The sequence below is a fragment of the Caballeronia sp. EK genome, from assembly GCF_014384845.1.
Lineage (GTDB): Bacteria > Pseudomonadota > Gammaproteobacteria > Burkholderiales > Burkholderiaceae > Caballeronia > Caballeronia jiangsuensis.
In genome coordinates this window covers 139,916-154,510 of the sequence record NZ_JACSUE010000012.1, presented here as the reverse complement: position 1 = coordinate 154,510, position 14,595 = coordinate 139,916, and the positions used below count along the sequence as shown (strand labels likewise).

Here is a 14,595-nt window from a genome sequence, read left to right as displayed (position 1 = left end):
TCAGCCGCCGACGTGGACTGAACGGTAGTTGCCGTCCTCGGGATAGAACCCAAGAAACTTTAGGCGAGTCTTGCCGGTGCGGACGCCGGGGTAGAGGAACACGGTGGGCAAATGAAACTTGCCTTGCAGCTGGCCCTCGATGACGCCAATGCGCATGTAGGAGTGCAGGGCTTCTAGGTCGGTCACCAGCAGGATGCCGCGAGGCTTGCCTTCCAGCTCTTCCAACTTGGCCTCCAGCCGCTTCTGTAGAGCGCCAGTGGCGACCGCGTTGGCCAGCGACTTGTTGGTCTTATCCCAGGCCTGTGGCGCTTTCTGATCGGCCGCGATCCAGACCTTGCGCATGGGCGCTTGGGCCAAGATCTCGCCAACTTCTTTGGCGATGGAGAACTGGTGGACGTCCCACCCTTCGTTCGTCAGTCTACTGGCCCATGCCGAGTGCCGTCGCTTCACATCCAGGATTTGCTCCGGGTGGAAGACCAGGTAGAAGATGGGCTCGAAGCTGGCATGGCCGAACTCGCGTCCATGCTTGACGCGCTCGATCAGCTCGTTGAAATCATGATCGAGTGAGGACATCGATCAACTCCCCTTTGGTTTTGTAGTTCCAGCCGATATGCACCACGTCTCCCGCGGCTTGCAGGATCAGATAGCCCTGCAGCGAAAGCCGCTTGAGGACATCCCGCACATCGTCGGGCTGAAGGCCAAGAAGCTGCCAGTCTTCGTGTCCGACGATCTGGTTGTCGGCCAGGCGTTGGAACTTCAAGTCATACGCCAGGTAGGCGGCCACGCGGTCTTGGACCCGGAGTGCCTGTATCAACCGTTGCCCTCGGATGTTCTTAGACAGCAGCTCATAGTCCGCACAGCAACTGAGCAGGTAGCTGCTTATTCGGCGGACGGTGCTGTCAGACCAGGGCTGCTGGGTCCGACCAGCGCGGATTCCACTGAGCACAAACTCCCTGGAGTCCTCTGAAGTCAGTCCATCGCGGCCGGCGGCATACCGGGGCCAGTAGAGCTGAGCGACGAAGTCTCTGAGGATCAAGTTGGCGCGTGCGGTGTAGAGCAAAAGCAACTGCAGAAACTCCGCCCTGCTGACGTGCTCGGCAAGACGCTTCAAAACCCATGCAGCATCGGGCTCGCGCAGGTAGCGGGGTGCAAAACACTCGAGCACCACGTTCCGTAGCCGGCGCGCCGTGACCCGAGGGAAGAGCCCAGACTCCAGCGCCCGAGCCATGAGTCCCTGAGGTTCCATGCCTTGCTCATAGAGGGACAGAAGTAACCGAGTCTCCTCAACGAGGCCCGCGCCAGCTTGCAACTGAGTTGTGTAGAAGGGTGGGCGAGCCACTATGCCTCTCGCACGAACGGAAAGGTTTTGATGCCTTTGCGGTATGCGTCGAGATACACACCTGCAATGGCTGCAAGCAGTGTCTCCGCGCCATCGACGAAGTCGCCGGCCACGACCTGCGCACCTTCAACGGCGGCGTCAGGAGTCGAGAGTGCGTCGAGCCGGGCCAGTGCCGCGTCTGGCGCGATCAGATGTTGACGCAGTTGTTCGACGAACGTGGCTTCGACGAGCGAGGCCGCGACACCTTGCTCGAGCACCTCCGGAAGACGAAACAGGTGATGGGTTCGGCCAACACCGATGGCTTCGTCATGCAGTCGCGCTGCGGCTGTGGTGACGCCATTGCATTGGGCCTGAAACGCGGTCCGGGCGAACACCGGTGCCAGGAACGCCGATGCGCGCGGCCCAAAGAATTGGCTGCCAAACCAGGTGGCGTGCTGCTCGGCCAAGTAGCCCACGAGGACGCGGATCTCTGCCGCGGATTCGAAAACGTTGGTCATGCTCTTTTACTATTTTTGATGACATGCCATGTCACTGGCGATGCGCGACGCAGCGCGCACTCGTTGTGCACCGTTCGGCAGTTCGAGCCAACCCAGACAGAACATACCCTTCTCGCCAAAGACCTTTTCTTTCAGGTCTCTATACCTTCGGGAAAACGCCGTTTGCGGAGTCGTAGCGTTAGGCACCGCGATAGTACGATGCGACGCCCGACGGGCGTGGCTTCCCACAGAAATTGCGCCAGCGTCGGAGATCAAGGAGCAAGCACCAGCGTAGCTGTCGAAACGCTCACGCATTGGCTTTGTCCGTTGCTGAGGGCCGAAGAGCCTGCGGCACTTCCTCGTCGGGCACGTAGACGGCTAAATCGCCGACGCCGCAACCGAAGTAACGACAAAGGACGTCAATGTTGTTCAACGTTGCGTTGTAGCCCCGAACATTGACCATTCTGTATAGCGTGGTACGGTGGAGGCCCGTGGCCTCAGCCACCTCTTGCAGTTCGACGCGCTGCCCACGCTTGAAGGTCGCGTCAGCCATCAGTTCAGTTAGTCGTATTCTGATCACGGTATTCCGGCGCTCTCTTGAACCACGACCATTTTGATTTAAATGTCGCACTTGTGCAACATTCTTTGCCGTTATTCAACCTGGACGCCGCGGGCATCTCACTGAGATTTCGAATGCGCGCGTCTTGCCGTCGGCAGTCGCGACATAAAGAAGTGTGCAACCATATCCACGCTCAAGCATTCGCCGCTTGGTCCCATCGACCCGATCCTCGTGCGGCTAACATGGGTCGCCCATACTTCGATGGAGATGGTTGCAACCTGTGGAGCCGTTAGGCTCGGGAGAGGGCTGAGTTCGACGTTCAGGACTGTGCCAGTGCCTCGGTAGCCGAAGGCGCCTAAACGGCGAGCGTCCGCCAAACCAGCTCAAACCGTCGGTATGCGCCTGTCTTTCGTCTCAGGCACGTCTGAAAGCGAGTCCGAGGTTAGCTTGGTTTCGCGATCCCAGTTGTCCCGGGCCCTAAATCGCTGATCACCGCTTTCAAGCTTGCGCAGTGTCGGCGCGAGCATGATAGAGCGCCATGTATTCGCGAATGAGCTTGAACGGCCCCGGCCACACTGTCGCGGCGTGCAACCGCACAGTAGGATCGACGCAACATCCCGCGATGAATGCGAGATCGTCGTGCTGCCGGCGCCCGTTTGCACGGATGACTTGACGCAGAATCACGGCCTTTTCTACCTTGCCTGGACCAGGGCGCTCGGCTCCCGCGGCATAGTAGGCGTTGAGTTCACTCACCACGCGCACGCCGCTGAAATGTGCGGTCATGTCATGCCGCGATAGCAAAGGCAACGCCTTGACTGGTGTGTCTGCAACCTCAATTGCCGTTGGCCACTTACTTAAGCTCGGGTCCCCGGGCTTGCGTTTCCAAATAGAGATAAGCCCACGTTGTTTTGCCTCGGCGAGCAACTTCGGCAGCGCGCGACTCTCTATGAAGTTCAATGCGCCGGACGCTGTAACGTGCACCCCCACATAGAGGGACTCTTCGCCGCCATCGAATCTCTCACAGAACAGGTAGTGTCCGACATCCGCAGTTGCCGATCGAACTACCCATTGCCGATGCAGTAGCAATTGCTTGTCACAAACCTCATGCTTAATCAATACGTTTGCAAGCATCACGAGAAAAGTTGGCTGAGCCACAGTCACCGCGCTAGTTGCTGCGTCATCGACGATCTCGTCAACGATCGACTGCGAGAAGCATTGAACCGGTCCGTGAAAACTCGCCACGGCAGCCGGTTTGGTATCTTCCGATTCATCCTCGGCAAAGAGATCTTTGGCGTCAATGGCGATGAACACGGCCACATCATTGATGTCCTGCGCTAGTGTGCCGCGGTCGGTGACCGTCATGCCGAAGCGGCTCGCGGTCTTTCGCAGGGCGTGGACAATGGTCGGCCACGCTAACCTGTCGCCAGCATCGGTGCGACGATCGTAGACTGCCACGTTCCGCGCCGGCAAGGCGCATTCGAGGGTGTGGATCAACTTTTCCTTTTTAAGCTTGGCATCCTGACCGCGTGCTCCGATCCAGACTTTGACCGGTTCGCCCTCGAGCCGGCGCGGCGCCAACCGGGCAAACGCGTCGTCGTTGATCTGACCGACAAGCCAATGCAGGAAGGCCGCCTTGGAGGCGAGTGGGCCCGCATCACTTGAGTTCGGGATCCAGGGGATGCCAACCTTGGCGCCCTTTGCTGGCGGATCGCGCACCAGCTCGCCGGCACGCGGCATCCGGTGACCAACGCTGCGATGCACGACACCTTCGGCGTTGTCAAACACAGGCACGGCCTTGGCCATCTTTGGGGAAGCGGTGCGCACGCTGGTGGCTGCCACGTTTACGGTGACTAATTCGCCCCATTTATCAAAACGTGGGCACAAGCAAACGCGCTGGTCTCCACCGCGATTCCGCCGAGCCTCCCACAGCTTGTAGCTAGGACCGACAAATACCCCGCGGCTACCGCCCGCGGACGCGAACATGACCAGGTAGAAATTGAGCATGACGGCCGCGGGTACAATATCAAGCGACACCGCACGGAAGGCATAGTCGGCCAGCACGTCCGTCTCCGTGTCACGATGCAGGATCCACGAAATTTCGCCGTCGCTGATCTCCGCCAGCACTTCGCCGGTACGCCAACGCCTTGCAATCTCGCTACGCAGCCCCTTGTCGGCCCGCGTAAGCCGCTGCTTGACCGCAAAACCTTGCCATTTAGACAACTCGATCTCGGCGCACAAGGCATTAAAATACAGCGGCTCGATCATGGTGCGGAGCCTCTGTCTAGGCCATCGAGCACGGTGCCAATTACCCAGTGCTCGGCCACATGCACGAATCCCACATCCCAGCCCTCGTTTGCCGCTGGCACCGGCGCATCTTCCTGAAAAAATACCGCCAAACGTCCTTGGTGCTCGGCGAGGGCCGGCCACCAGTGCTTGAACGCGTACAGATAGCGTTTGGGTACCCATGCACCGGGTGGCGCCTCCGCTTGCATAAAGCGCATTTTCATCCTGGCATCCTCGATGAGCTTTTCCAGCGATGCCTGATTCGAAGCGCTCTCCATCGTCGCCCTTGACCACGCCTTCGCGTCCACGCAGGCATCACACTGCTGAATGAACAGGTCGCCGCGCTCGAAGAGGTATGCAAGCACGTCCTCCTCAGGCAGGACCTTCTTCTTGCAAAATTGTTCGATCAAACGCCGGCAGTCGTTCTCATACTCGACGGCTACCACAACTTCGTGCATGAGGTCCGGGCGCACGAATAGCGCCCCACCGCGAGGTGCGTGTAGCGGGCCCCGGTAGGTCAGCGCAGTGGTCAGCGGCGCCTCGTCTTTGGGCCAGAACAGAAACCGGTGCTCCTCCCGCTCGAAACCGAGTTGGTAGGTTCCGTTGTTATCCGATAGGTGCGAGTTAGCCCAAAAATGCGAGTTCGGTATGTCGAAATAAAAATCTCGCAGCGATACACCGTACTTCGCCAGTGTCGCGTCGATGGCCTCGCGGTTCGCGTCGGCATCGTCCAAAATCTTGTGCGAAATGACTTGGTGGCGCGCGAGGTAACTGCGGACGTGCAGCCACGCTCGGCGCGCCATGTCATCCTGCCGCACCAAGGTAGCCAGGTAGGTGAAGAACTCGCTGGAGGACAACTCCACGGCTTCGATGCAATCGACGCGCTCCAGCATGTCAGCATCAGCCAGACGCGCCTGGGCGCTATCGATGACGCTTTGGATTGTAGGAGAAAGAAACGTCTCGCCGATCATGTCGGCATCCACCGCCGCGAAGATCGGAGCGAAATGCCGATTCAAAAACACCCGGGGCACCGCCGCCGCATTGAGCGTGCGGTCCATTCGGCCAATCGATTGCATGGCGGCGTTAAACTGAAGCGCCGCATAGTGGCGGGTCCGTCGTACCGCCGCTGAGGTGAGGTACCAGGGTGCGAGGGGCCCCTTCCGGAAGATCTCTCGTCCGATCCGACGCCACTCTGTGTCGCCCAGGGCCGCTAGCTGATGTCCGACGCGGTAGAAGTTGTTGGCGTTTACGAAGTTCGTAAGCGGTTCGACCAGCACGATATCCGAGAGGTCCACGCTAGCTTTGTCGGACCCCACATGTTGCCGCAGCGGCCCGCCACCGACATAGGCCAATAGATTTTCCGAAAGCGATGCGAGGTGAGTTAAGTCGACATGCAGGTTCGCCCCGGTTGCGAGGCCGGCATAGGTCGCAAAGATCAGATAGCAACGCGGCGACTCTTGCGCTTGCAGATGACGGGCGATCTCCTCAGAGATACGCGTCATGTCGCCACTGGCGAACGTCTCGGCAGCGACGACATAACAATGGATGTCCAAGCCGTCCCGGACAGCTAGTTGCTCGAACGCCGCTTTCGCCTGTTCGCAATTCTGCTTGCTGTTAAAAAAGAGAATCGCATAACGCGAGGCCGTTGCCGCATCGGCGTCCCCGGCCAGCGTATCGGCAAACACGTTGAGCGTGTCGAGCATGGCGTTAGGGTCGGTCTTTTCGGTGAAGGTCAAATTGATCAGCGAGGAGACCGCCGGGTCACCCCAGATGATTTGAGGCGTCGGCTTGCCCAAAGCCTTTTCCGCCATCAGCCGCTCGCCCGCGGCCTGGGCCAGGAGTTGAATGGGATGTCCCATCCGCCGAACCCAGTCGAAATCACTGTTGTTGATCGCCGAGCGTATCGGGACAGACGCCGACGATATATAAAGAACATTGCCCGCCGTAGCGAGATGGTGCAGCATCGCCTCGGGGCTCGAGCGACTTAGACGCGCCAGCACGCGCACCTGAAATCCGTCGTCCGCCAGACGCGCCTCGAGGAGTTCATAACCGCGCAGGTAGAATTCATCTAGGAGGTTCCGTTCGCGGTAGGCCGCGCCCAAGCTGTCAACGTGCGCGTGGCGACGCCACATCAGCGAGCGCAGATACTCGATCAAGCTGGGATCGCGCTGCGAAACTCCCTGGAAAAAGTAATTGATCAGCTGTTCCTTGCGCTCCCTCGGGAGTGATCGGGTAAGAATGTCGGTCAGCTGTTCTGCACACCATGCGATTGGTTCAAGGGTTCTGGCACGGGCAAATTGAGCCGCGAGAGGCAGGGAGCCGTAACCACACTCTTTAAGCGAAGCCGAACTTGGAAAGCGCCGCACCCGGGCCCGATAGCAGTCCTCCCCGAAGGCCTCCGTTGCGATCTCGTCCAGGGCGACCCCAAGTTTGTCAGACGGAAAGAGGCTTGAATACGCGGGACTCAGCGAAGCCACGAAGGACTGCATGTCTCGCGCGTCCTCCGGCTTCAGCAGCAGGCACGCCCGGCCCATACGAAAGGGACGGACGTCTTCCCTGACCAGCCAGAACTCGCCACGCCGGCGGCTGACCTCATTGCCGATATCGAGCAACCGCTTCGCGATCTTCGCGTGAAGCGCGGTGTCGTGATCCTCGATTTCCATCGAAACTTTTTGATAAACGTCCCGAAACGAACGCACCACGGACTCGGCTGCTTCAAAGACTGAAACGATCAGCGCGTTTTCCTCGATCTGTTGCGTAACGCGCTGGTGACCGTGCGAATACTCCTCGCAGATAATCGTGCAGTCTTCGAATGGGCGATCCAGCCCAGAGGGCTTCGAGACAAATGCGGAGTAAGTGGTGATACTTGTCTTTCCATGTTCGATCTCGAACGCGTCAAGACCAAAGTAAAGCTTTTCGTAAGTCGCAAGGGCCACCAAAGGGCCGTCACGCGGTTCAAACAAGCGATTACCGGGAAACATGCTGAGGCAGCTTCGACATGCCGTGACGTTAGGCGTCTCTTGACGGCCTTGCGCCTCCACCCATTTTCGACAGCCTTTCCACAAGTTCTCACGCTCATGTCCGAGCACCGCCTTGTATGACGCAATCTGCGGCGCGGCCGCGTTGTTGCGCACCAGCTCGATGGCATGTTCTACTGCCTGCACGAGTTTCTTGTCGGCACCATGCTCCCGCAATGGGCATGCAGGCGGAATGCCGTGCTCGACAAGTGCATCGCCCTTGGCGCGCAACGTAAGCACTGGCGTGTCGGGCAAGCCTGCTTTCAGGCCCACCAGCAACGCGGCTAGGTGCCTTTTTTCCGGCGCAAGGCAGAGAATCGTCTTACGTGTGCGCCAAGTACGCACTTGAGCGACGATCTCATTGACGATCGCCCAACTTTTGCCCGTACCGGTCGGGGCGTGATCGATGAAAATGCGGCCTGCGGCATTGCCCTTGGCGTACCCGATAAGGGCGTCCCGGACCAATTCTTGGCTCGCATGAGACGAAAACTCGAACGGTACTATGTTTGCTGAGATCGCCTCGACAGGACTAGCGTCGCGAGAATCGGGGGTATGGCACTCCGTTTCTTGTGGCCGTGGCGACGCTCTTGTTGCTCCGGGCCGGCCGCGCTGCCCCCCGATGCGCGCCTTGGATTCAGCTTTCGGAACCTGCTGCGTCAACTGATTTTGAGGCTTGACGGCTTGCTTTCGCGAGATAACGCGTCTAGCGCGCAGGACGGGGTTGTCGGCAGCCGGCTCATAATTCAAGTGCTTTGCTAGGTTCGCCCACACGTATGGCCGTCCCAACTGTGCTCCGACACAACTGGCGTTCCCCATTATGAAGCGGAAGCCATGCATGAGCCCAGTGTGCGTGATGTTCGCTGCCACCTTGATCCCTTCCGCCTCTATGCCCTCCAGAAAACCGACAACGGTCCTTGCTTTCTCGAGCACGTCATCAATCTTCCTGCGGATCGCCTCCAACTCGCCAAGGTCATCGCTACGCGCTCTTTCCATTCGCGGTCGCTCCAGATCGTGCCCTAAGGTGTCCAGCGGCGTCGGTCGCCTTCGTTCCGCTATGTGGTGTACGGCAAAGGGACGGCTCGTTGATTGTAGTGGCGACCTGCGAGAGGAGGGAAGGTTTCGCTCGCATTCGGCGGAAAAGATCCACGGCAGTCAATCGTCATCGCCGCGTTGTAGGCCCGTGGTGCTCCCGTCCGTATAGGCATACGCGATTACATGAACCGGGCGTTCGCGAATCCTACATTCGAGTGTCTTTGCTTCCTCCTCGGCGCGACGTACCGCGCGCCACGTCTCAACGAGCTCGCGATTCCCCGTCATGGCGTCCGCTGGTCGCCGACGGATCACGAGGCGACGATTACCAGCCACACCCTGGTCACTCTTGCCTCGTTCGCAGCGCCATAGCAGCTCAAAGGGTTCGGCTCGTTGGCGCGCCGCTCATTCATCAGTTGTTTGCATCCCTCGTGTAACGACTCCAGCCTATCGTCTGAATGCCGGTGAATCGCGCAATTCCTTTCTCGATCTGGTCGGCGCGTTTATAGCGGTCACGCGCGAAGTCGCCAACGTCGCGACCACGGCCAAGCACGCTAACGCTGCGCAGGTTCGTGGCGTTTATTGACAGACCTTATGCTGGTGGTCACCGCATTCGCGAGTTCCAGGCTGTGGCGCCGTAATTGTCGGCATGCTCTTCAGAAGCGGTCGGTCCATCACGGCCGATCGCAATCGCGAAGCCGAATGCCAACGCCAGAGATTTCACGCTCGCCGTTTTCAATTCTGCCCGGCTGTCCCTGCTCGGGCCCACGCGCTAGATGGGACCCATTTTGAAGAGCGAAAGCGGGTGTGCCGGGGGCAGAAATTCAGCGCAACACGTGCCCTGTCATGCCTGAATAAAAATATCGCCCAGTCTAGACGTTACAGGCCAGTTCCCTGCATGCGGTTATATTCCTCCGGCGTTTCCCGCTCTTCCGAAATGATTTCATCATTGATCAACTAGTCAAGTGCCAACAGGCGACGGTGTGAAGACCTTCAAGATCGACTCCGATCGCAGGCGGCGCGGGACATCGCAAGCTCGTATTCTCGTTGCAACCTGGCGACCGCGTGACGACGCATGGTCATCGTCGAAAATCGACGTCAGAAACTCCCTGCGCCATCCGATCATCTCGTTCCGCCGTGCGTTGCGGCGCGAGGCGGGCAGACCATCCGTCTCATGAGCGCAGCTTGCGCAGATGACACTCGACGAGCTCTGGCGTCTGTCCATTGAGCAGGCAGATCAGCATGGGAACGCCCACAGCTGCCTCGTCGCCCGACCGCAGTGCGGCAATCAGCCTCGGGGAATGACAATCGCGATCGGGCCGACGACGGGTGCTGGATACCACGCGGCGACGCTCAAGGGTGCACAAGCGCAGGTTACGGGCGACCCAACACGTTATATATGGTCTGCCTAGCTACGCCGAAGTTCTTGGCCAACTTAGCCTTGGATTCGCCCTTGGCAGCCCGTTCCCGCACCTCGGTTATTTGGGTTCTGGTAAGTGATGGCTTGCGTCCCTTGTAGACATTCCCTTTCGCCTTCGCCAGCGCAATCCCTTCCCGTTGGCGTTCGCGGATAAGGGCGCGCTCAAACTGCGCAAAGCCGCCCAGCATTGTCATCATGAGATGCGCGATTGGGTCATCGCTGTTTCCACCGAAGATGAGGCGTTCCTTCACGAACTCGACGCACACTCCTCGTGAAGTTAGTTCACGCACCATCCGTAGCAGGTCCTCCGTGTTTCGCGCAAGCCGGTCCATGCTGTGGACGATCAGCGTATCACCCTCGCGCACGTAGTCGTGTGCTGCCTGTAGCTGTGGGCGCTTCGTGTCCTTGCCGCTGGCCGTGTCAGTGAACACCTTATCAAGCGAAAGGCCATCCAGTTGTCTCTCGAAGTGCTGATCTACGGTGCTCACGCGCACATAACCGATTCTTTGCCCCTTATTCATGACAGATCTCTCCTGCGCATGAGCGGCCGGGTAATAGCGCCTTCTGTCTACGCCGGCTTGTACAAGTGAGTTTTAGACAAGGATGGACGCACTGTCAAAAAATCCAAATTGACTGCAGTTGTACGTGCGAGAGGCGCCGCCAATCCCTCGCGGCACGTTCATCTAAGGTGTACTCCAGATAGACATCGTTTCAGACAAGGACGACGAACGTTCCTGGCGAATGCTTTCGTCACACACGCGACCGGTCCGCGAGGCTGCATCAAAATCTCGCGGACAACATTGCCGTAACGGCCACGGTGCCATCTCATAGTGTCAGCCGGCGAAAGGGCCGTTCGTCTAAAAACCCCTCGAAAGCCCCATTCCGCAAACGCGGTACATGCGTATTTTTCGTTGGGGGTAGTTGGGTTCCCAGGACCCGTCAATTGAATCCGATCGAGGCCGTACCTACGATCGACTCTTATCGAGTTCCTGTTATGCGCTGCTGGACCGCCGCCGATTCGGTATGCGGCGAACGTGAGACTGCGGCTTTCGACAGTAAAGGCGCGAGATTTCTCCTTGCCTGCGCATCACGCATTAGCTCTCGAGCCGGTTGACAATCGACCATAGTCGCTGTCGGTATGCCGGTCAGCCGGTATCGCGCCGCTCTTCAGGTAGTTGCTCTTCGTGAGCGGCGCCGCATGCGCGGCACGTACTACGGCATACCGTGCGAAAGCTGCTGCGTCGAATGAATCTCTGCCGTCGGCTTCTCGTACACGGGGCGCACCGTAGTCGCATCGTTACTGCTCCGCGCAGCAAACTCTTGAAACACCGCTGGGATCACTTTCGAGCATCCGTGACTCAATGCGAGCATTTGGCGATGGTAGCGGCGACATTAACCGGTTCACCACATCCCGATGGGAAGACCCTGATGTCGAATAACAGAATGCAGCATTTGACTGTCCCGACAATGCCTTCAATCTCGCGCGCGCGCGATAGCTGTATTCGAGCGCGACCACGAAAAGGGGATGGGGGCGGGCCCGCCGATAGCATCCGCGTAGGCGGATTGACGGGCCATGCAGCAATCCTCCTGAGTCGCTCGAAACAGTCGCGCACGGCTCAGCGAAGAAAGGTGACTCCGCTTGCCTTGTCGTGAAAAATACGATCATGCTCGCGACGAGCGGTCTTAAAGTCGGCCACGCGCTTACCCATCATTTGTCCGCTGGTTGTCCAAAAAAGCGACGATGTGCCACGAGTCGCCGTCCCAAAGCAGAGCAACCCGCGGATCGCATGCGAGCAAGACCATCGCGCCGGGGTCGGCAATCTTAGCGATGTAGGCCGCCGCTTCCGCTGCGTTAGCACTTTCAAATCTCTTCGTTTTCTGGCCGGTGCTAGCTTTGACGGCGAGTATCCATGGGATTTGTCGTTTCCTTTGATAAATGTCCAGACTATTTGCTTCAGCAGGAAAAAAACTTCTCACCAGAACGCACGTAATTGCGTGGACGCAAAATGACGCACCCTTATAGGGGGGTGCGTCTTTTGCGTCCTCTGTCCCAAAACAGAAAGTGACGCAATTCCCTCTTTTGTGTCTTTTGTGTCCTTTGGAATTCTGCTCACGAAGGCCACAGCCAGCCGTCTGCAACATGGAAAACGCGACGCGCGACCATGGCCTCGATCGCCCGCTTGGCAGTGGTGCTCCGGCGCTTTGGCTCTTCGTCCAGCAACGCCGCGCTGGCGGCAGAGATGGCGGCCTCCACTGCGACAGACGGCTGGTCCGGCGGCGCGCCACCCGCTCCGACGTGCATAGAATCGCGCAGCAATTGCTTCAGAGCGTTGAAAACAAGGGTCTGCTTCACACCTTGAGGGCCGGGGCGCCGCGCTTTCGGCACGTCACTGTCAGGGTTGACGACGCAGCTCGTGATTCGATCGCCGTGCTGGTCGTCGCCAAGGTCCACGACGTCCAACACGAAGCGGTGCACAGTTCCGCTTTCGTCGTCCTTGGACTTGGCGACGCGCCATTCGTGGCCGATACACGTCGCGCTCACCTCGATGGCGCCGTCGAGCGCCGCGTGCAGGCTCGAATGCCCGCGCAGTCCCTTCGTAGCGTCCTTTCCGGTGTGATGCACCAGCAGTACCAAGCCGCCCAGCCTGTCCTGCAAGCGCTTCGCAGCGGCGATGATGTTGCCCATGTCCACGGAAGAGTTCTCGTCGGCACCAGGCGCCGCTCGATTCAGCGTATCAAGCACCACCAATCCGCCCGAACCTCCAGCGCTTTCAATTGCATGCGCGAGCCCGACAATGTCCGCGCTTTCAAGCAAATCGAACGGCGCGGTTACGAAACGCAGAGAATCCGGCACCGGCTCGTCATGATGCTGGGCCCACGCCTTGATGCGCTTGCCCATGCCTGCCTCCCCTTCCAAAGCGCAGTACGTCACCGGGCATTGGGCGACGCGACGCCCGAACCACTCCGCCTCGCCGCCTGCGACAGCCGCAGCGAGATCGAGCGTCAGGAAGGATTTTCCTGTCCCTGGCGGCCCGTACAGCGCGATCAGCCCTCGCCGAGGCGCCACCCCGCGCACCATCCACTCCATAGGCGGGGCGTTCAACAAGTCGGTCGCGGTCCGCAACACGTAGCGCATTTGCGGACTGGCTTCTGCGGCAGTAACCTGTTTGGCGCGAAACGCCTTGCGCAATGCATGAGGGTTTGCGCCTGCCTGCTGCGCCATCCAGATGAGCGTGCCGCATCCGGTGGTCCGCCCATTCGGTCCAATAATGCGAGCTCGCTCGAACCTCTCGGTAAAAGCCGTCTGGATGTCGTCGCCTTGATACTTCTGGGAGCGCTCCGAGGCACGAATTCCGACCTCAATGGCCTTCTCTTCCTGTGGCGTGCCCTTGTACATCGCCGCCAGCACGCAGATGACGTTGTTATGCCACTCGGGCTCAGGCATATCCATGTCGATATGACGGAGCACGCAGTAATCGAACTCTTCCGGATCGGGCCACCCGTGATCTTGGGCCAATTGCAGCGGATCAGGAAACAGAAGGCCGCCATCTGCAGCGCAGAGCGTGGCGGCGAGCGTGCGGGCTGCAGCGATGCCAGCGTGTTCCGCATACGGGCGCTGCCCTCTTACCAGAGTTACTGGGTCGAAGTGATATTCGGCGCCAACCATTTTCGACGTGTAGTGCAAATGTGCGGTGCCGAACGGCGAAGGGTCCAAGCCTTCGATCGACTTAGCCCACACCTGCATGTCCGACTTAACGTACGGCTCCGCAAGAATGAACCAGATATGTGCCTTGAACCGGTCGCGGTTCTGCGGCAACGCCGCGCTGGCCGACATCTGCAGGATGAAGTGAACGTCGTGATAACCCTTCGGCAGTTGTTGCAAAATCCAGTCGCGCGCGATCTGCAAACGATCGGCGATCGGACAGTAGCCCATGATCCCCATCGGATCGAACTGAGCCCGCGTCCAATCGTCGACGTCAAACATGGCGACGCGGGTGAGCGCCTTGGTGTCAAAGTTTTGGCCCAGCTTTCGCAGTTCGAGGCATCCGCCACGAATGCGCGTTGCGAACTCGTCGCCTCCCAGCACGTCTTTTTTGACACCACGGTCCGCTTCGTTAGGGGCGAGGTCTCCGCGCAGCGGCTCCGTGACGATGGCACTGTGCGGATCGTCGGAGAGTTCGAGCAACAACGAATACAACTGTTCCGGCGTGGCGCAGGGGACCTGCCGCGCGGCGAACCATTTTGCGGCGCTATGCGGTCTCACACTGCCATCTTGCAACAGTTCCTTGGTAAGTTTCAGCTGACGGCCTGTCGTCGTCAGCACAGTAACTCCAGAGAACACAGGACGTTCGGCCACGGCACGCTGCGCTGACGTGAGTGCGTTCATTACCATAATATTTTTAAATTTAGTTATCCTTAGCTTGATGCCGTCTTTCGTGGAGGTACGGCATGGGCTTTCTCAAGTGTTGGTC

General features: G+C 59.1%; 8 protein-coding genes. All 8 read right to left on the bottom strand.

Annotated features, from left to right (window positions below):
- The 8 genes from IAG25_RS30615 to IAG25_RS30580 all read right to left on the bottom strand — a co-directional run bounded on the left by IAG25_RS30615 (position 1) and on the right by IAG25_RS30580 (position 14,447).
- Positions 1-573 (bottom strand): BREX protein BrxB domain-containing protein, encoded by a 573-nt coding sequence (locus IAG25_RS30615; protein WP_187608172.1) that lies wholly within the window; start codon positions 571-573, stop codon positions 1-3.
- On the bottom strand, positions 554-1,339 hold the full coding sequence (locus tag IAG25_RS30610) for a BrxA family protein (protein ID WP_187608171.1): 786 nt from the start codon (positions 1,337-1,339) through the stop codon (positions 554-556). The genes IAG25_RS30615 and IAG25_RS30610 overlap by 20 nt, the downstream gene beginning before the upstream one ends.
- Complete coding sequence (locus IAG25_RS30605) at positions 1,339-1,836, bottom strand: BrxE family protein (protein WP_187608170.1); 498 nt, start codon at positions 1,834-1,836, stop codon at positions 1,339-1,341. Before IAG25_RS30605 ends, IAG25_RS30610 begins: the two co-directional genes overlap by 1 nt.
- Before the next feature lie 286 nt (positions 1,837-2,122).
- Positions 2,123-2,368 (bottom strand): helix-turn-helix domain-containing protein, encoded by a 246-nt coding sequence (locus IAG25_RS30600; protein ID WP_222946711.1) that lies wholly within the window; start codon positions 2,366-2,368, stop codon positions 2,123-2,125.
- Positions 2,369-2,872: 504 nt separating this feature from the next.
- On the bottom strand, positions 2,873-4,639 hold the full coding sequence (locus IAG25_RS30595; protein ID WP_187608168.1) for a hypothetical protein: 1,767 nt from the start codon (positions 4,637-4,639) through the stop codon (positions 2,873-2,875).
- Positions 4,636-8,667, bottom strand: coding sequence for a hypothetical protein (locus IAG25_RS30590; protein ID WP_187608167.1), 4,032 nt, complete (start codon positions 8,665-8,667; stop codon positions 4,636-4,638). Before IAG25_RS30590 ends, IAG25_RS30595 begins: the two co-directional genes overlap by 4 nt.
- A 1,410-nt stretch (positions 8,668-10,077) precedes the next feature.
- Positions 10,078-10,644 (bottom strand): recombinase family protein, encoded by a 567-nt coding sequence (locus IAG25_RS30585; protein WP_187608166.1) that lies wholly within the window; start codon positions 10,642-10,644, stop codon positions 10,078-10,080.
- A gap of 1,589 nt (positions 10,645-12,233) precedes the next feature.
- Positions 12,234-14,447, bottom strand: coding sequence for an AAA family ATPase (locus tag IAG25_RS30580; RefSeq protein ID WP_187608165.1), 2,214 nt, complete (start codon positions 14,445-14,447; stop codon positions 12,234-12,236).
- Positions 14,448-14,595: the final 148 nt, after the last annotated feature.

Coding starts and splice junctions, on each gene's coding strand:
- IAG25_RS30595 (WP_187608168.1), bottom strand. CDS start 4,639: ATGATCGAGCCGCTGTATTTTAATGCCTTGTGCGCCGAGATCGAGTTG.
- IAG25_RS30600 (WP_222946711.1), bottom strand. CDS start 2,368: ATGGCTGACGCGACCTTCAAGCGTGGGCAGCGCGTCGAACTGCAAGAG.
- IAG25_RS30615 (WP_187608172.1), bottom strand. CDS start 573: ATGTCCTCACTCGATCATGATTTCAACGAGCTGATCGAGCGCGTCAAG.
- IAG25_RS30585 (WP_187608166.1), bottom strand. CDS start 10,644: ATGAATAAGGGGCAAAGAATCGGTTATGTGCGCGTGAGCACCGTAGAT.
- IAG25_RS30590 (WP_187608167.1), bottom strand. CDS start 8,667: ATGGAAAGAGCGCGTAGCGATGACCTTGGCGAGTTGGAGGCGATCCGC.
- IAG25_RS30605 (WP_187608170.1), bottom strand. CDS start 1,836: ATGACCAACGTTTTCGAATCCGCGGCAGAGATCCGCGTCCTCGTGGGC.